The sequence below is a fragment of the Pseudoalteromonas sp. SCQQ13 genome, from assembly GCF_015864415.1.
GTDB classification, from domain to species: domain Bacteria; phylum Pseudomonadota; class Gammaproteobacteria; order Enterobacterales; family Alteromonadaceae; genus Pseudoalteromonas; species Pseudoalteromonas nigrifaciens.
The window spans coordinates 56,529-73,768 of sequence record NZ_JADYXG010000008.1 but is presented as its reverse complement, the minus strand read 5'-3'; the positions used below and the strand labels follow the sequence as shown (position 1 = coordinate 73,768).

General features: G+C 40.3%; 17 protein-coding genes. 8 read left to right on the top strand and 9 right to left on the bottom strand.

Annotated features, from left to right (window positions below):
• Positions 1 to 40 precede the first annotated feature (40 nt).
• The 6 genes from acpP to yceD form a co-directional block, all read right to left on the bottom strand.
• Complete coding sequence (gene acpP, locus I6F41_RS08290; RefSeq protein ID WP_006792304.1) at positions 41 to 277, bottom strand: acyl carrier protein; 237 nt, start codon at positions 275 to 277, stop codon at positions 41 to 43.
• 250 nt (positions 278 to 527) lie between these two features.
• The gene (gene fabG, locus I6F41_RS08285; RefSeq protein ID WP_011328483.1) at positions 528 to 1,274 is read right to left on the bottom strand and encodes a 3-oxoacyl-ACP reductase FabG; all 747 of its coding nucleotides are present in this window, start codon (positions 1,272 to 1,274) and stop codon (positions 528 to 530) included.
• 11 nt (positions 1,275 to 1,285) lie between these two features.
• On the bottom strand, positions 1,286 to 2,212 hold the full coding sequence (gene fabD / locus I6F41_RS08280) for an ACP S-malonyltransferase (protein WP_089368444.1): 927 nt from the start codon (positions 2,210 to 2,212) through the stop codon (positions 1,286 to 1,288).
• A gap of 57 nt (positions 2,213 to 2,269) precedes the next feature.
• The gene (gene plsX / locus I6F41_RS08275; RefSeq protein WP_011328485.1) at positions 2,270 to 3,307 is read right to left on the bottom strand and encodes a phosphate acyltransferase PlsX; all 1,038 of its coding nucleotides are present in this window, start codon (positions 3,305 to 3,307) and stop codon (positions 2,270 to 2,272) included.
• An 11-nt stretch (positions 3,308 to 3,318) separates the two neighbouring features.
• Positions 3,319 to 3,489, bottom strand: a complete 171-nt coding sequence (gene rpmF, locus I6F41_RS08270) for a 50S ribosomal protein L32 (protein WP_011328486.1) — start codon at positions 3,487 to 3,489, stop codon at positions 3,319 to 3,321.
• A 9-nt stretch (positions 3,490 to 3,498) separates the two neighbouring features.
• On the bottom strand, positions 3,499 to 4,023 hold the full coding sequence (yceD, locus tag I6F41_RS08265; RefSeq protein ID WP_011328487.1) for a 23S rRNA accumulation protein YceD: 525 nt from the start codon (positions 4,021 to 4,023) through the stop codon (positions 3,499 to 3,501).
• Positions 4,024 to 4,154: 131 nt separating this feature from the next.
• On the opposite strand from yceD, the gene I6F41_RS08260 reads away from it, so the two are divergent.
• The gene (locus tag I6F41_RS08260) at positions 4,155 to 4,763 is read left to right on the top strand and encodes a Maf family protein (protein ID WP_058373622.1); all 609 of its coding nucleotides are present in this window, start codon (positions 4,155 to 4,157) and stop codon (positions 4,761 to 4,763) included.
• On the opposite strand, the gene I6F41_RS08255 is transcribed toward I6F41_RS08260, so the two are convergent.
• Together I6F41_RS08255 and rluC are read right to left on the bottom strand one after the other, a co-directional pair.
• A complete protein-coding gene (locus I6F41_RS08255; protein WP_331460873.1) occupies positions 4,760 to 5,428 on the bottom strand; it encodes an HAD-IA family hydrolase in 669 nt (222 codons plus the stop codon). The genes I6F41_RS08260 and I6F41_RS08255 overlap by 4 nt on opposite strands.
• On the bottom strand, positions 5,425 to 6,384 hold the full coding sequence (rluC, locus tag I6F41_RS08250; protein ID WP_011328490.1) for a 23S rRNA pseudouridine(955/2504/2580) synthase RluC: 960 nt from the start codon (positions 6,382 to 6,384) through the stop codon (positions 5,425 to 5,427). The genes I6F41_RS08255 and rluC overlap by 4 nt, the downstream gene beginning before the upstream one ends.
• 770 nt (positions 6,385 to 7,154) lie before the next feature.
• On the opposite strand from rluC, the gene rne reads away from it, so the two are divergent.
• Complete coding sequence (gene rne / locus I6F41_RS08245) at positions 7,155 to 10,358, top strand: ribonuclease E (protein ID WP_197108130.1); 3,204 nt, start codon at positions 7,155 to 7,157, stop codon at positions 10,356 to 10,358.
• Between the two features lie 79 nt (positions 10,359 to 10,437).
• Here the strand turns inward: rne and yejK are convergent, their stop codons facing one another.
• Complete coding sequence (yejK, locus tag I6F41_RS08240) at positions 10,438 to 11,454, bottom strand: nucleoid-associated protein YejK (protein WP_011328492.1); 1,017 nt, start codon at positions 11,452 to 11,454, stop codon at positions 10,438 to 10,440.
• Positions 11,455 to 11,516: 62 nt separating this feature from the next.
• Between yejK and I6F41_RS08235 the strand changes: the two genes are divergently transcribed.
• From I6F41_RS08235 to I6F41_RS08210, 6 genes are all read left to right on the top strand, one after another.
• Positions 11,517 to 11,729 carry a DUF1414 domain-containing protein gene (locus I6F41_RS08235; protein WP_011328493.1) on the top strand — a complete coding sequence of 71 codons (213 nt, stop codon included), beginning with the start codon at positions 11,517 to 11,519 and terminating at the stop codon, positions 11,727 to 11,729.
• A gap of 5 nt (positions 11,730 to 11,734) precedes the next feature.
• On the top strand, positions 11,735 to 13,228 hold the full coding sequence (locus I6F41_RS08230; protein ID WP_182679242.1) for a DUF3413 domain-containing protein: 1,494 nt from the start codon (positions 11,735 to 11,737) through the stop codon (positions 13,226 to 13,228).
• 100 nt (positions 13,229 to 13,328) lie between these two features.
• Positions 13,329 to 13,808, top strand: coding sequence for a hypothetical protein (locus I6F41_RS08225; protein ID WP_011328495.1), 480 nt, complete (start codon positions 13,329 to 13,331; stop codon positions 13,806 to 13,808).
• A gap of 110 nt (positions 13,809 to 13,918) precedes the next feature.
• Positions 13,919 to 15,634: a bifunctional isocitrate dehydrogenase kinase/phosphatase gene (aceK, locus tag I6F41_RS08220; RefSeq protein ID WP_011328496.1), complete on the top strand. Its 1,716-nt coding sequence runs from the start codon at positions 13,919 to 13,921 to the stop codon at positions 15,632 to 15,634.
• A 17-nt stretch (positions 15,635 to 15,651) separates the two neighbouring features.
• Positions 15,652 to 16,590, top strand: coding sequence for a LysR family transcriptional regulator (locus I6F41_RS08215; RefSeq protein WP_011328497.1), 939 nt, complete (start codon positions 15,652 to 15,654; stop codon positions 16,588 to 16,590).
• A gap of 173 nt (positions 16,591 to 16,763) precedes the next feature.
• Positions 16,764 to 17,207 (top strand): ferritin-like domain-containing protein, encoded by a 444-nt coding sequence (locus tag I6F41_RS08210; protein WP_011328498.1) that lies wholly within the window; start codon positions 16,764 to 16,766, stop codon positions 17,205 to 17,207.
• Positions 17,208 to 17,240: the final 33 nt, after the last annotated feature.

Below are 17,240 nucleotides of genomic sequence, written 5' to 3'. Positions count from 1 at the left end.
AGATTAAGGGCAGCGAATGCTGCCCTTAATATGCGATTAATTACTCAGCGTGAGCTGTAACGTAATCGATAGCAGATTGTACTGTAGTGATTTTTTCAGCTTCTTCATCAGGGATCTCAGTATCAAACTCTTCTTCAAGAGCCATTACTAATTCAACTGTATCAAGAGAATCTGCACCTAAGTCATCTACGAAAGAAGATTCATTCTTCACTTCTTCTTCTTTAACACCTAGTTGTTCGATGATAATTTTCTTTACGCGTTCTTGGATATCGCTCATTCTTCTTTCCTTTATTAAAAACGCCAATGCGTTATTTTCAGATTGCGGCGTAGTTTACGTCGCATAATTCTCTGATTCAATCTTTTGACCATAAATAATTGTCTGGTCAAACCTCTTGAGTGTACGTTTCGTCTTTTATCGCTTATTTTAACCACGATTTCAAGTATGTTTAAAGCAAGATTGCCAATAATTCAATCTTTTTTGGCAATTTAATTACTTATATTTAATTACTTTCTTTGCACATAGGCTATTAAACCATGTACATCGCACCATTTACATGCAAAGTTTCACCCGATACATACGCAGCCGCATCTGACGCTAGGTAACATACAGCAGCAGCAATTTCATCTGGTTGCCCTAAACGCCCTGCTGGTACATTTGCCAGTGTGGCTGCTTTTTGCTCATCCGTAAGACCATCAGTCATATCGGTTTGAATAAAACCAGGCGCAACTACGTTTACCGTAATACCACGCGACGCTACTTCGCGTGCTAGTGACTTAGAAAAGCCAATAACACCGGCTTTAGCCGCTGCATAGTTAGCTTGCCCAGCATTACCCATAGTGCCCACTACTGAGCCAATATTGATAATACGACCGTTCTTTTTCTTCATCATTGGGCGTAATACCGCCTTAGATAAACGGAATATAGAACTTAAGTTAGTGTCGATAATATCATCCCACTCACTTTCTTTCATGCGCATTAATAAATTATCGCGAGTGATGCCGGCATTATTAACCAATACGTCAACATCGCCAAAATCAGCTTTAATCGCCGCCAATGTCGCCTCAATAGATGCAGGATCAGTTACGTTTAACGCATAACCTTTACCGCTTTCACCTAAATACTCGCTAATTTTAGCAGCACCCGACTCACTGGTGGCCGTACCCGCTACTTTTGCGCCTTGGGCAACTAAAGTAGTTGCAATGGCTTTACCAATACCACGGCTAGCGCCCGTGATCAGGACAACTTTGCCCGCTAATGAAAATAAATTAGTCATATTTTATACTCTTATTTTGCAGCATCAATTGAGGCACAGTCGTTAACTGAACCACAGATCATTGCTTTATCAATTCGTTTTGCAAGGCCAGTTAATACTTTGCCTGGGCCAAATTCGTAGCTTTGCGTTACACCTTGTGCAACTAATGCTTGTACTGTTTCAGTCCAGCGTACTGGGCTGTATAACTGGCGTACTAATGCGTCTTTAATTGCATCAGCTGACGTTTCAGCTTTTACATCAACATTATTAATAACAGCGCATTTAGGCGTGTTAAATGTTAACGCAGCTAAATCAATAGCTAGCTTTTCAGCGGCCGGCTTCATTAGCTCACAATGCGATGGTACGCTAACAGCAAGTGGCAATGCACGTTTTGCACCTGCATCTTTACACGCTTGAGAAGCGCGATCTACAGCCGCTTTATGGCCTGCAATAACAACTTGCCCAGGAGAATTATAATTTACCGGAGAAACCACTTCACCCTGCGCTGCAGCGGCGCAAGCCGCTTTGGTTTCATCGTCGCCTAAGCCAATAATAGCAGCCATTGAACCCACACCTGCAGGTACGGCTTCTTGCATATATAAACCACGGTTTTCTACTAGCTTTACCGCTTCACTCAAGCTTATTACTTCGCTACATACTAATGCTGAGTACTCACCTAAGCTATGTCCAGCCATAACAACATCTGCATCTGGGTTAGCTGCTAACCAGTCACGGTAAATAGCAACACTGGCTGTTAATAATGCAGGTTGAGTGCGGTGAGTTTGATTTAGCTTTTCTTCTGGGCCATTAAGAACCAGTTCTGCTAGGTCATATCCTAACGCCGCTGACGCTTCGCTAAAAGTTGCTTTAACAATGTCTGAGCTTTGGAGTAACTCAGTTAACATGCCAACACTTTGTGAGCCTTGACCTGGAAATAGAATTGCAATTTGTTGTGCCATATTTTGCTCTTTTTAATTAAACAAATAAATAATGTTATAAACACGGCAACTCAATTACTACTCGTTCACCGTGTCTTTAGAATGTATTTTTTCAAAAATTGCGGCTATTTTGTCAGGAAGTTGGCGTTCAACCTCCTTTACCGCTTCATCAATTGCTGCTTGAAATGCTTTAGCTGAGGCATTTCCATGGCTTTTAACCACAATACCGCGCAATCCTACCAGACTTGCACCGTTATACTGGTCGGGGTTCACCCTTTTATAGAGTTTTTTTATTATTGGGCTCAGCATAAACGCCATGCATTTATATACGAGGTGCTTTTCAAGCGCGGCGGTAAACTTATTCATTATAAGTTTTGCAATCCCTTCACAGGTTTTAAGCGCCACATTACCCACAAAGCCTTCGCATACAATAACATCGGCTTTTCCGGTAAATATATCGCTACCTTCACTGTAACCAATATAGTTGATTAAAGGGCTTTGCTGCATTAATTGTGCAGCTTGCTTAATATCTTCATGGCCTTTGATATCTTCAGAGCCAATATTTAATAAACTTACTTTGGGATTATCGCAGCCAAGTGCTTGTCCTGCGACTACCGACCCCATAATGCCAAATTGATATAAGGTTTGCGCATCGCAATGTACGTTAGCACCCAGATCAAGTAAATAAACAGGGTTTTTTCGCTCTGTAGGTACCGCAGAAATAAGTGCTGGACGTTTTACACCAGGAAGCATTTTTAACACGTAATGTGCCATAAAGAATAACGCGCCAGTATTACCTGAACTTACGCATGCTTGAGCCTCGCCCGATTTAACTAAGTTAAGGGCAACGCGCATAGATGAATCTTTTTTGGAGCGTACAGCAACACCGGGCTTACATGCATTTGTAACAACTTCGCTACAGTGGCGAATAATAAGTCGAGGGTGTGCTAGTGAATCGAGTGATTCGAGTTGTTTTGATATGACTTGCTCATTTCCGCATAAAATTAGCGTTAAATTAGCATGAGCATTTACCGCGTTAACGGCAGCGGGGATAGATGAACGGGGGCCGTAATCGCCCCCCATCATATCTAACGCTATGGTTAGATTATTCAGCATAAAGAAATCTCTTATTTAGAAATTACTTGAACGCCTTTGTAGTAACCATCTGCAGTCACATGGTGGCGACGATGAGTCTCACCAGATGTTTGATCTACAGTTAAGCTTGGACCACTAATCGCATCGTGTGAACGGCGCATGCCGCGTCTTGCACGAGACTTTTTGCTTTTTTGTACAGCCATAGTCTTCTCCTAAGAATCTTTCTTAAGTTGTTTCAAAATATCAAATGGATTAGGTTTCTCATCTTCCGCCTTTAAAACACCAAAGCTGGCAGGCTTTGCTGAATAACTGCATGAAGCTTCGTTGTGGGTAGAGACTAATGGAACTGCTAAAATTAATTCGTCTTCAATTAAATTAAAAACGTTAATTTCACCATTTTCATCAAGCGCTACTTCATCGTAGTCTTCTGGAAAAATGTCTGATTCTGTTTCATCACCAACTGGTGAATAAACAAAATCTTGCACCAAATCCAACCCTAAATCACCATTACAACGTTGACAAGTGACAGTTACGTGTGTGGACAAATTGCCTCTAATCACAACAAAACCTTGGTCGTCGTTTTTGCAATGAATTTTTACCGCTATTTCACCTACTTCTTCCTGCACAACTTCTCGTAAACGAGTTAGTTTCTCAAGCGGTACAATGCCGTCATACTTTAAACGGTGTTGCGCTGCTTTGCCTGGATGAAGAGTGATGGGAATTTTCACCTTTTGCATAGGGGCTGCATCATATAGATAGTTAGTTGGTTAGTCAAAGTAAAAAACCATATTTACGTGGTTTTTCACGTGTTTTACTCACGGATCTGATTTATCCTAACTCAATCTGATTTTGGTTAGGAAAACAATCTATGAAGTACCCACTTATATTAGCCTCAAGCTCACCCTTTAGGCAGTCTTTATTACAAAAATTCAATCTGCCATTCGATACATTTTCACCGAATGTTGACGAGTCAGCATTAAACAATGAAACCCCTGCACAACTAGTTAAGCGTTTAAGTGAATTAAAAGCCCGCGCAGCTAGTAAACACTTTAGTAAAGGCTTAGTGATTGGCTCAGATCAGGTTGCTGTATTTAATGAGCAAATTTTAGGTAAACCTCATAATAAACACAATGCCGTAAAGCAGTTATCCCTTTTTAGCGGCCATAGTGTAACATTTTTAACTGGCCTGTGCGTTTACGATCTTACATCTGGGGAGAGTAAAACCTGCATTGAACCATTTAATGTTACTTTCAAAACACTCACTGATGCGCAAATAAGTGCTTATTGCGATGCTGAGCAGCCCTATAATTGCGCAGGCAGTTTTAAAAGTGAAGGCCTAGGGATTTGTTTATTTGAAAAATTAACTGGAGACGATCCCAACAGTTTAATTGGTTTACCACTGATCAAACTCAGCCAATTATTAGCTGAGTTTGGCCTTGATGTGCTAAGTGCGCAATCAAATACCCCCCTTAGTTAATGCTCAGGCAGCAATAACTGTTGCAACTGCTGATAACTATCAACAGTTGCAATCGGGTTAAACTCGCTAAGTTGCTTTGCGTTATGTACACCCATAGTGACACCTATGCTATCCATACCCGCGGCTTGCGCCATTGCCATATCAATTTTTGTATCGCCAATCATAACCGCTTCGTCGGCGCTTATGCCAAGCTCTGCTAATAATTGAAACAACATATCCGGCGATGGCTTAGAGCTTGCGTCATCACTACTACGCGTTGCACTAAAATAATGCCCTAACTCACTTTGATGTAATAAACGATCGAGTCCTGCGCGCCCTTTACCTGTTGCCACGGCTAAAATAATGCCACTGTGCTGTAGTGCTAATAGCACTTTTTCTACATCGGCAAATAATGGTGTAGCCGTAGTATCTGTTTGGTAATGCTGCTTATATCCACTAATTAACGCTTGGTGCTGCGCTCTATGCAGCGGAAATAATACCGCAATGGCTTTATCAAGCGACAAACCTATAATGCTTTTTGTTACTTCATTGCTTGGCGGTTCTATATTTAACGCAACGGCACTGCTGCGAATACAATTAACTATTTTAGTTATTGAATCCATTACTGTGCCGTCCCAATCAAAAATAACCAGCTTGTACTTTTTGAGCGAACTGACTGCTATCACGTTTTATTAGCACGCAATTTAACTAAGCAATTAGCCAGTGCTTTATCAAGCGGTGCTTCTACGCGCATGGTTGTTTCGTTTTTAGGATGATAAAAAGTTAAGTCATGAGCATGTAAAAACAAACGATTTAACCCTGTTTTACGCATCGAATTATCAAACTCTTCATCGCCATATTTATCATCACACGCAATGGGATGCCCTTTGCATTGTGTATGCACACGTATTTGGTGAGTACGCCCGGTAACCGGTGACGCCTGCACTAACGAGCACTCGTTAAAGCGCTCAAGCACTTTAAAGCGGGTATGTGAGGGTTTACCTTCAGTGTTATCTACACGCACTACGCGCTCCCCAGACTTAAGCGTATTTTTACGCAGCCCTTCGGTAACATTTTTAGTTTTAGAGTCCCATTGGCCATCAACTAGCGCCCAATAGTTTTTTTCCATGGTTTTTTCACGTAACTGCTCATGTAAAGCAGTCAGTACTGAACGGCGCTTAGCAATTAATAAACACCCCGACGTATCGCGATCTAGTCTATGCACAAGCTCTAAACTGCGCTCTTCTGGGCGTAATACTCGCAGCGCTTCAATTAAACCATAACTTAAGCCACTACCACCATGTACCGCCATACCCGATGGTTTATTAATAACAATCAGGTATTTATCTTCAAATATAATATCATTTTCAAGGCGTGTTACTTTATCAAGTTTTGAAGGCACAAACTCTTCTCGTTCTGCCACCCTAATTGGCGCAATACGAAGAACATCTTCTAGCTGCAGTTTATATACCGGCTTAATGCGTTTTTTATTAACGCGCACCTCACCTTTACGCAAAAGTTTATAAATTGCGCTTTTAGGCACCCCTTTTAAATGGGTAATAAGAAAGTTATCAATTCGTTGACCTAAATGGTCTTCGTTGATCGTGACATAAGTTACTTGTAAGTCGTTTTTTTCTGACATTGCCTAATCACTAATTTAAGAAAAATAATTTAGTTGCTAACACAGTTATAATAGTGGGATAATCAGCAGCGCAAATATTTAGTATTTGCAAATAACAACGGTGCTTTTTAACGCAGTAATACATTCGTGATGCACATTCTGGGTAATTGATCATACAGATCCGAGTTAAGTTTTCCAAAGCTTTTATACATACCCAGTCAACACGTGCGATCAATTAGCGGCAATGCGCGTAATATATTGCCAGTTAAGTTTGAACATGAATTGATTTTTAATGCGATTGAAAAAGCAATGAACAGATAATTTGTCTGATAGTGACGACGTAAAAACGTCGTTCAGCACTTGCTCAATTGTAGTACCGTACAGCAGCTTATTTAGAACTAAAAAAATCTAATAAATAAGTCGTCATTAACATTGGCAGCGATTTTTGCTCACAAAAATGGATTTTAGTAGTACATCACATTGTATTACTCACTTACTTAACGAGCCCTATGCGCCTAAATATGAACGGCATTTAATAAGATTAGTATGACAGGCCAACTTCTGGGTAAAACGTGTAACGTAGCTGAAAAGCCGACAGTTTTAGCCCTGCTATGAATTTAATAGTAATAAATACACTATTGTTTGCCTGCATTTAAAAATACTGCGTACGCAAAAAACAGAGCCGTTCCATTAAAGACCCAGTCGTGAGGCTGCACATTCTAAAAATAGGAATAACTGAACAGACGTGAAAACAGCGTCATGTCAGCGACACAAACTAGTAGAGTAACAATATGAAACGTATGCTAATCAATGCAACGCAGCAAGAAGAAATGCGCGTAGCACTGGTTGACGGCCAGCGCCTATATGATTTAGATATAGAAAGCCCAGGTCACGAACAGAAAAAAGCCAATATTTATAAAGGCAAAATCACTCGCATTGAACCATCTCTTGAAGCAGCATTTGTTGAATACGGTGCTGATCGTCATGGTTTCCTTCCTTTAAAAGAAATTGCCCGTACTTACTTCCCAGCTGGGTATACTTTCCATGGCCGTCCGAATATTCGTGACGTGATCAAAGAAGGTCAAGAAGTTATAGTACAAGTTGATAAAGAAGAGCGTGGCCAAAAAGGCGCAGCACTTACTACCTTTATCAGCGTTGCCGGTAGCTACTTAGTTTTAATGCCTAATAATCCTCGTGCTGGCGGTATATCTCGTCGCATTGAAGGTGATGAGCGTACTGAACTAAAAGAGTCACTTAGTCGTTTAGAACTTCCTAAAGGTATGGGGTTAATTGTTCGTACTGCTGGTGTTGGCAAATCGTTTGAAGAATTAAACTACGATTTAAAAGCCTTACTTGTTCATTGGGAAGCAATTGGTGTTGCAGCCGACAGTGCTAAAGCGCCGTTTTTAATACACCAAGAAAGCAATGTAATATTTCGTGCAATTCGAGACTATTTACGTCGTGATATTGGCGAAATATTAATTGATAAACCACGTGTTTTTGAAGAAGCTAAAGCGCATATTGAACGTTTTCGCCCTGACTTTATGAGCCGTGTTAAGCTTTATCAAGGTGATACGCCATTATTTACGCATTACCAAATTGAAAGCCAAATTGAGTCTGCGTTCCAGCGTGAAGTACGCTTGCCTTCAGGTGGTTCAATTGTAATTGATCCTACAGAAGCATTAACCTCTATCGATATTAACTCGTCTAAAGCAACAAAAGGCGGCGATATTGAAGAAACAGCACTTAATACTAACTTAGAAGCAGCAGATGAAATTGCACGTCAATTACGTCTTCGCGACTTAGGTGGCTTAATTGTTATCGATTTTATCGATATGACACCACCACGCCATCAGCGTGAAGTAGAAAACCGTCTAAAAGACGCTGTTCGTCCTGATCGTGCTCGTGTGCAAATTGGTAAAATTTCACGTTTTGGTTTACTCGAAATGTCGCGTCAGCGTCTGCGCCCTTCATTAGGTGAAGCAAGCCAAGGCCCATGTCCACGTTGTAGTGGTCAAGGTACGATTCGTTCTAACGAATCAATTGCACTGTCTATTTTGCGTTTAATTGAAGAAGAAGCAATTAAAGACAACACTGCACAAGTTAATGCTCAAGTGCCTGTTGCTGTTGCCGCTTATTTATTAAATGAACAGCGCCGTAGTGTTCATCGCATGGAAAAACAACATAAGTGCGACATAGTGATCATTCCTAATCAACACATGGAAACACCACACTACGAAGTAATGCGCTTACGTAAAGACGAAACGATTGAAACAGTAAGCTATGGACAAATTGTTGCTCCAGAGCCTGAAGCATTTGAAATGTCTAAGTCGCCTGTAGCACCAGTACGTGAAGAGCCAATGTTAAAAGGCGTTGTAATGCCTGCAACACCAGCTCCACAAGCGGCTCCTGCTAACGTTGTTACCCCTGCTGAAACTAAAGCGCAAAGCGGTTTACTGGATGCAATTGGTAAGTGGTTTAAATCTTTATTCGCCAGCGAAACCGTTGAAGTGAAAAAAGAAGAAACACAAAAACAGCAACAAGAAACGCGCGATAATACGCGTAATAACGATAATCGTCGCCGTAATAACAACAATCAGCGTCGCCGTAATAACCCTCGTTCTAAGCCACGCACTGAGCGTACTGCGGATGAAGAGGTTAAAACTAACTCTGTATCAACACCTGAAGCAGCAACGCAAACTAACGAGAACCAAGAGAGAGGCGAGAATCGCAATAAGCGTCGTCGCAATCCTAATTCACGTAAGCGCCCAGAGCCACGCACTGAAGATAAAGATGCAGTAAAAGTTGATGCACCTGCAAAAGCAGAAGCTGAAACTAAGCCAGTTCAAGCCGAAGAGCCAAAGGATCAAAAACCAAAGGTTCGTCGCCAGCGTCGTAATTTGCGTAAAAAAGTACGCCTGCAAGATGAAAATGCTGAGCAGGTACAAACAACAGATGAAACACCTGTACAAACAACAGATGAAACACCTGTACAAGCTACAGAAAAAGAAACACCAGTAGCCCAAGAGCAAGCACCTGTTGTAGAAAAGCAAACTCAAACAGCGGCAGAAAAAACAGCTCATATTAAAGAAGAAAAAGTTGAAGATGTTGATTCTAACGATGAAACACCTACAACCGAAGACGAGCAAGAGCAAACTCGTACACGTTCACGTCGCTCACCTCGTCATCTTCGTGCATCAGGTCAGCGTCGTCGTCGCCCTGAAGGTGAAGGCAATGAAGCTAAGTCAGATGAAGCACCGGCATTTGTTCCTGTTGCCGACCAAGCTGCTGCAGAGTATGAAGCAGAGCTTAAAGCTAAATCTGCAGCTACACCTGCGGATGCAGCGCAACAAGTTGAACAAGCCGTTGCGGTTGAAGACTTAGCCAAAGTTGAAGCTGTAGAAGAGCCAGCTAAAGTTGAAACTCCAGTAGTAACTGAAGAGCCAGCTAAGGTTGAAACTCCAGTAGCAGCTGAAGAGCCAGCTAAGGTTGAAACGCCAGTAGCAGCTGAAGAGCCAGCTAAAGTTGAAACGCCAGTAGCAGCTGAAGAGCCAGCTAAAGTTGAAGCGCCAGTAGTAACTGAAGAGCCAGCTAAAGTTGAAGCGCCAGTAGTAACTGAAGAACCAGCTAAAGTTGAAACTCCATTAGTAACTGAAGAGCCAGCTAAAGTTGAAACCCCAGTAGTTACTGAAGAGCCAACTAAAGTTGAAGCGCCAGTGGTAACTGAAGAGCCAGCTAAAGTTGAAGCGCCAGCTAAAGTTGAAACTCCAGTAGTAACTGCAGCACCACATGTTAAAACAGCGATAGCTCAAGGGTCAGCAAGTGCGCCAATGGCACAGCCTACCCCTGTAGCTGATAGCGAAGTAAAACATACATCTGTTGCTATGGCTCACGATAAACGTGAACTAGTGCCAGACAGTGGTTTACGTGCGGGTTCAATCAAACCTGCTGGTCGTGCAAGTTCTACAATGACTAAAACAATGAGTGTTGATTAACAATACTCATTAAAAAGCCCCGCTAGTTAATTATTAACTAGCGGGGCTTTTTTGTACCTGTAACTTTAGATCAATCGCATTAGTCTTGTTCTTTTTCCATGAAGCGTTGTAACTGATCTTTTAAGTTTGGCGGAATGCCTTTGATCACTAAGGTATCGGTTGCTTCATTATAAGTAACACGTTCACCTAAGTGTTTACGCTCAAAGCTCACACTTACACCGCCACCTAAACCAGAGAACTTAACCATACTTGCCACTGTTTTTTTATCAACGGGGAATGACTCTTCTAAATCGTAACTTTGCTCTTTGCAAAAGCTGTCAAACGGACTGTCATCGCCTTTTGTAAGTGTTGCCGAAAGCTCACTTACGTTGGCATCTTCACCTGTCGTTACACAATCATTACAGTAATCAAATACTTGTTTACGTAAATCATCTTTTTCTGATTTATCAAATTGTTGCTCTGATAAGTAATCCTCTACAGCACTGAGCATTACTTGGCTTTGTTGTTTAGGATCAATACCTTCTTCACAGCCTAAAAAGTCTAAGAAGAAATCGGCAACTTTGCGCCCTGCGCGGCCTTTAATAAATGAAATATAACGATTGTCTTGCGCTTGGGTGTCCCAAGCGGTTAAATCGATTCGTGCCGCTAATTGCATACGCGAAATATCTAAATGACGTGACGACGCTAAATCAAGTTCAGAGGTAATTGAGTAATGCTCTTTAATATTAATCATCGCAATCAGCATGTAGTCTGTAGCCACATACTGATAGTGACAAAACACTAAATAACCGGTTTCATTAAATGCGTATTTATCAAGTTCCTCTTTTAACACACTCGATGCTTGATCTGTCATATGCCAAAAGCCAAGTTCGTTGTTACGGTAACTTTGCATTGCCGATGCAACTACGCTATTTTTATCGCCACTAAAAGCGCAAAAGCCTTTACCTGGCTTACCATTATATGCATGATGCAATTGCTCAATAAACACAGCTACTTTATCGTTGATTAGCATTTCATCATTACGTAAATGAATTTGAGTATCGCCGTCTTTTTTGTCTACATAATGAACGACTAGTTTTTTAACGTCTGTTGCCATCTTTGTTTTTCACGCCTCTGGTGTTAAAATGTGAGAATATAACTATTAAATTGAACCAACTGATGCCAATCTTATCAAAATACTCTAATGAACAAGTAGAACAAATCGTCGATCAGCTTATTGATGTGTTAACTCAACACAATGCGCCGGTTGATTTGAGTCTTATGTGTTTAGGAAATTCTATCACGCATATCTTAAAAGAGCATGTACCAACAGGGAAAAGACAAGCCGTTACCGAGAACTTTGCTAAAGCTCTCGCACAGTCGGTTAAATAAACTCTATGAATTTATCGCAGCACAATCAGTTTTCATCAAAAGCGAGTCAATTACTAAGTTGGGGGCATTGGTTTACCTTTGCCAATATTGGCTTAGCGCTCTTAATTAGCTTAAGCTACTTGTTTGCCGACTCGCCACCTACAAGCTTTATGGGTATTACTTATATGCTAGTTACTTGGCTTAGCCATACTAGCTTTATTGCCTTTTTAGCGTTTGTGCTGACGGTATTTCCGCTCAGTTTAGTTTTTCCATACCCTCGCCATATTCGCGGTATGGCTGCAGTTATTGCTACCTTTGGCGCCTCTTTACTCACACTTGATGCTTATGTTTATTTTAATTTAGGTTATCACTTAAGTAGTTCTGCTTTACCTGAGATCATTTCGCTTTTATGGCACCGCTTAAACAGCTCACCCGCTTTAACAACTATTTTAGCCGGTGGCATAGTTTTAGTTATTTTAGGTTTTCAGTTAACGGTCAGTAATTTTACTTGGCAAAATTTAGCGCGTTTAAAGCAGCTCAAGTTTGCTCGCTACGCGAGTTCATTTTTAGTGATTTGTTTTGCTTTAAGTCATAGTATTCATATTTGGGCAGACGCTAATTTAAAGTTTGATGTAACTAAACAAGATAACTTTTTACCGCTTTCGTATCCTACAACGGCTAAAAGCTTATTAGCTAAAAATGATCTACTAGACATAGAAAGCTATAAACAAGCGCATAATGTGCAAATTAATCAACAAAACATTAGCTACCAATTGCCTACTCCGCTGACAAAATGCGAAGATTACACACCGGCTAAAATTGATATTTTTGTATTTGAAACAGCGCAGCAGCTTGCTCAATTTGCCAGTAATAAAAACTTGTATAGCACTAAGCAGTTTTTACAACCAACCGATCATAACGATATGCTCTTTAGTTTAGTTTATGGTTTACCAGCATTTTATAAATCTACAATTATAAATGAGCAAACATTACCCGCATGGCAAAGCCAACGTCGCAGTGTTGAAGTAACGGGTATTGCAGCGTTAAATTTTATTAACGATCAAACCCACACTAATAGTGCAATTAGAATTATTAAAGGCACTGATGATTTAGCACCTCGCGATAAAAATACTCATGTTTATGCTTTTAGTTTGGCTGATAATAATAAAGAGGTGGTAATTACCTCAACGCTTTATAGTTCAGATAAACGGATCACTCGCGTTAATGGCCTTATTCAACCTAGCGATATAATAGCGACCGCTGTTGGGCAGTATTTAAACTGCAACGCTATTGCTGAGCAAACTATGCTTGGTGTTAACTTACACCAGAAAAAAGATAATATGGGTGTTAATTATTCTCAAGGCGTGGTTATAGCGTATAAAAAGGATAGAATTACCTTAATTGATCCTGATGGCGACTTTAAAAATATTTCTGCCGCCGAAGGATTTTCTATTGAGCAAGGCTTAGACATTCCATTTTTAGTTCACAGTATCAAAAAGTTAAAAACCTTTACTCAATAAGGCTATTATTAACCTAGCTTGCTATACCGCCAAGCTAGGTTATAGTTTTACTTTAACGTTATTAATTTAACGCAGTAAAACACTCTTAGGGATAGCCAATATGATTAAGCTGTACTGTATTTTTATTTTCCTCTTGCTTACAACCTTAAGCTTTAACAGTTTCAGTGCAACCAGTTACTACAAGTGTGTTACACAAGAAGGCACCACCTTTTCTCAATTCCCGTGCGATAACAATGCCACCGTATACAAAGTTAACACCACAATAAATCAGCAAGTAGGCCCTAAAGTAGATTACACCAAGCAATTAAACGAACTGGAGCGCGAAAGCTTACTAGCAGGCTTACAGGCAGAGCTGCGCAGTAATCAACATAAGTTAGCAATATTAGATCGTAAAAAAGACCAAGCTGATTATAAACAGCAACAGCGCCTTAACCATATTTTAGCCAAGGAAGATAAAAAACGTATTGCCGCCGATATTGCTAAAAAACAAAAAGTAATTAACAAAAACTATAAAGCACAAATTAATATGGTAAAAAAGCGCATTAATAAATTACAAAAAAAAATAGACAACTATCAGTAACCTTTATCTCATGAATAAATAACATCTTAATTTAGCTTGGTTTTAAATCGAGAATAACATACTCTTAACAACGATAGAGTATAAGCTCTAGCGTCTAATAAGGAGTAATGATGCAGCCTCGTCATATTGCTGAATTAATTTTAACGGGCTTTAAAAAGCACTACCTGTTATTTCAAAAAACCACGGCAAAAGCACCGCTGGCGTTTGCTAAAAGAGACTGGCAAGCAATTAATGATATAAGCCGATTACGTATTAGCCATTATGATGATCGAGTTAACGAAACCACCGCCACACTTCGACAACAACAAACCGAACAACTCGACGAACAGCTGTGGCTAGAAGTAAAAAAGCTCTATCAACATTTTTTATGTTTTCATCCTCAGGCTGAGCTTGCCGAAACTTTTTATAACTCGGTATTTTGCCGCCTGTATCATCGCCGTTATTTTCATAACGACTTTATTTTTGTAGAAGCCACTCTAAAAGATGCGCCTGCAGTGCCAGTAGAAGCTGAGTATCGCAGCTATTTTCCTGTGGTTGACGGCCTAAAGCCCACAATTAAACAGATCATTAATCACTTTGATTTTAAAGCCCCCTTTGTAAACTTAGAACGAGACATACGACTGCTGGTAAAAGCATTTTATAAACAAGCGCCCGATACGCACCATAAAGCCTGGCAAATGCGCTTTGATATACTGCACACTCCATTTTACCGTAACAAAGCTGCCTATATTGTAGGGCGAGTGGTATCGCAAAGCGGCGTACAACCGTTTATTATTGCAGTACTACACCATGAAGATAAAGGCTTGTACCTAGACGCACTACTTACTAAATCGTCGCAAATGCGAGTTATTTTTGGTTTTGCGCGTGCCTACTTTATGGTAGAAACCCATGCGCCTTGCGCATTAGTGCGATTTTTAAACCAATTAATGCCCAATAAAACCATAGCTGAGCTCTACAACGCTATTGGCTTTCATAAACAAGGTAAAACCGAGTTTTACCGTGAGTTTTTAAATCATTTAACTCACTCTAACGACGAATTTACTATTGCCCCTGGTACACCAGGCATGGTGATGATGGTATTTACCCTGCCCTCATTCGGCTATGTATTTAAAGTTATTAAAGATAAATTTGGCGAAAGTAAACCTTTTGGTCGTGATACCGTTTTAAAGCGCTACCAGTTAGTTAAAAAACACGATCGGGTTGGCCGCATGGCCGACACCATAGAGTATTCTAACGTCGTATTTCCTTTAGCGCGGTTTGATAGTAACTTGTTGCAGCAGTTACACCAAACCATTGGCTCATCTATGGTAATTGAAGGCGACTGGCTTATTATCAAACATTTATATATTGAGCGACGCATGACACCGCTTAATCTATTTTTAGAAAATGCCGATGATGCCAGTGCCGCCGACGCGATTGAAGAGTACGGCCAGGCACTAAAAGAAATGATTGCTGTTAATATATTTCCCGGCGACATGCTGTTAAAAAACTTTGGTGTTAGTAAACACAAACGTATTATTTTTTATGATTACGATGAAGTGCAATATTTAACCGACATGAATTTTAGAGCACTGCCTAAAGCAAAAACGTATGACGACTACTTAATGGATGAGCAAAGCTATTCGGTTGCACCGCAAGATGTATTTCCTGAGCAACTTTGCACCTTTGTAATGCCTAACCCAATCTACAAGCAGTTTTTAATGAGCACACATCCAGAGCTTATTGATGTTAACTTTTGGAAGCAAGCACAGCAAAATATTAAAAATGGTCAGGTTAGTCATATTTATCCATACCCGACAGCACAACGTTTTATCCATCACTGGTAAAGCGTTAAGGACACACAATGAATATAAGTAAAATAGATTTAAATTTACTGGTTTATCTCGATACTTTATTGCGCGAATGTAATGTTACCCGCGCAGCAAACCGGTTAAGTATTACTCAACCTGCCATGAGCAATGGCTTAAAGCGCCTTCGTAACTTATTTAACGATCCTATTTTAGTACGTACCAGCGATGGCATGGTACCCACAGAGCGCGCGTTAGAGTTACAACCCGTTATTCGCGGAATATTAATGACCCTAGAGGAAACACTTGCGCCTAATCGTGAGTTTGAAGCAAGCCAAAGTAAGCGCGTATTTAGAATAATGGCCAGTGACTATGCGGCCAGTACCTTAGCGCCCAAGCTATTAAGTAAATTACACGCAGAAGCCCCCGACACCACCTTAGATATACTCACCCCTAGTGATGTGACCTTTCATGATGTGGAAAATGGCAAAGTGGATATGGCAATCAATCGCTTTGAAAACCTACCGCAATCGTTTCATCATAAACGCATTTGGAAAGACAGTTTTTGCTGTTTAGTTAAATCCGATAACCCGATTATTGACAATTTTAGCCTAGAGAGCTACTTAAAAGCACGCCATATTTGGGTAAGTAAAACCGGTTTTGGTGTAGGCGTAGGAATGGATCCTAAAGATGTGCAAAAACTCGGCTGGGTTGATGAAGCACTCGCTCATTTTGGTAAACACCGTAATATTGCCACCTTTACCCGTAACTACCATGTGGCAGTACATTTAGCCAAAGTACAAAACTTAATAGCAACATTGCCCTCCAAAGCAGCTAACATTTATATAGACGATCCGAGTCTTAAAATATTAGAACCTCCTTTTCCTATTCCACCGTTTGAGTTAGATATGATTTGGAGCCCGCTGTTACATCGCGATGCTAGTCATATTTGGTTACGTCAAAAAGTAGCCGAAGTTGCTGAAGAACTTAAGTAATACCGTTACAAAAGCTTTGTAAAATTTGCTTACTTAATCTAACAAGTAAGCAAACATCATCCTAAAAATACATTTATACCAATAAAAACAAATGATTACGAAAGTATTTATAGTGGAACAACCTTTGCTTTTATATAAATGAACATTTAATTTCATTTATAAGAGAGGTCATTATGAACACCCATCAAAGTAATGAAGTAAATCATATTTCTGACATCATCCAAGTAATGAATAGTGGTATAGATTTTTACGAAAAAGCCCAACAGAACGTAAAAGATCCCGCTGTTGCCGCCCTTTTCCAGCGCATGATTGATGCACGTAAGGTAACCGTTGAACGCTTACAACCTTTTGCTGTTAATGAACAAGGCGAACGTGAGGATGGCTCATCATTTGCGGTAGAAGCGCGCCGTGCTTACACTGCGCTTATCACTAAATTTAGCAGCAATAACGACGATACGTATATTAAAGAGCTAGAAGAAGTTGAGGATAAAACCCTCGAAGAAATTAAAGATGCAATGAAAAAACCACAACCCGCAGACTGCGAAGCTGTACTAGCTAAAGCATTACTAACAATGCAAAGCTGTCATGCTGAAATGAGCCGAATGAAAAAGCAGTAAGTAGCCTAAATTCTGGATAATAACTCAACCTAA

Coding starts and splice junctions, on each gene's coding strand:
- acpP (WP_006792304.1), bottom strand. CDS start 277: ATGAGCGATATCCAAGAACGCGTAAAGAAAATTATCATCGAACAACTA.
- fabG (WP_011328483.1), bottom strand. CDS start 1,274: ATGACTAATTTATTTTCATTAGCGGGCAAAGTTGTCCTGATCACGGGC.
- fabD (WP_089368444.1), bottom strand. CDS start 2,212: ATGGCACAACAAATTGCAATTCTATTTCCAGGTCAAGGCTCACAAAGT.
- plsX (WP_011328485.1), bottom strand. CDS start 3,307: ATGCTGAATAATCTAACCATAGCGTTAGATATGATGGGGGGCGATTAC.
- rpmF (WP_011328486.1), bottom strand. CDS start 3,489: ATGGCTGTACAAAAAAGCAAAAAGTCTCGTGCAAGACGCGGCATGCGC.
- yceD (WP_011328487.1), bottom strand. CDS start 4,023: ATGCAAAAGGTGAAAATTCCCATCACTCTTCATCCAGGCAAAGCAGCG.
- I6F41_RS08260 (WP_058373622.1), top strand. CDS start 4,155: ATGAAGTACCCACTTATATTAGCCTCAAGCTCACCCTTTAGGCAGTCT.
- rluC (WP_011328490.1), bottom strand. CDS start 6,384: ATGTCAGAAAAAAACGACTTACAAGTAACTTATGTCACGATCAACGAA.
- rne (WP_197108130.1), top strand. CDS start 7,155: ATGAAACGTATGCTAATCAATGCAACGCAGCAAGAAGAAATGCGCGTA.
- yejK (WP_011328492.1), bottom strand. CDS start 11,454: ATGGCAACAGACGTTAAAAAACTAGTCGTTCATTATGTAGACAAAAAA.
- I6F41_RS08235 (WP_011328493.1), top strand. CDS start 11,517: ATGCCAATCTTATCAAAATACTCTAATGAACAAGTAGAACAAATCGTC.
- I6F41_RS08230 (WP_182679242.1), top strand. CDS start 11,735: ATGAATTTATCGCAGCACAATCAGTTTTCATCAAAAGCGAGTCAATTA.
- I6F41_RS08225 (WP_011328495.1), top strand. CDS start 13,329: ATGATTAAGCTGTACTGTATTTTTATTTTCCTCTTGCTTACAACCTTA.
- aceK (WP_011328496.1), top strand. CDS start 13,919: ATGCAGCCTCGTCATATTGCTGAATTAATTTTAACGGGCTTTAAAAAG.
- I6F41_RS08215 (WP_011328497.1), top strand. CDS start 15,652: ATGAATATAAGTAAAATAGATTTAAATTTACTGGTTTATCTCGATACT.
- I6F41_RS08210 (WP_011328498.1), top strand. CDS start 16,764: ATGAACACCCATCAAAGTAATGAAGTAAATCATATTTCTGACATCATC.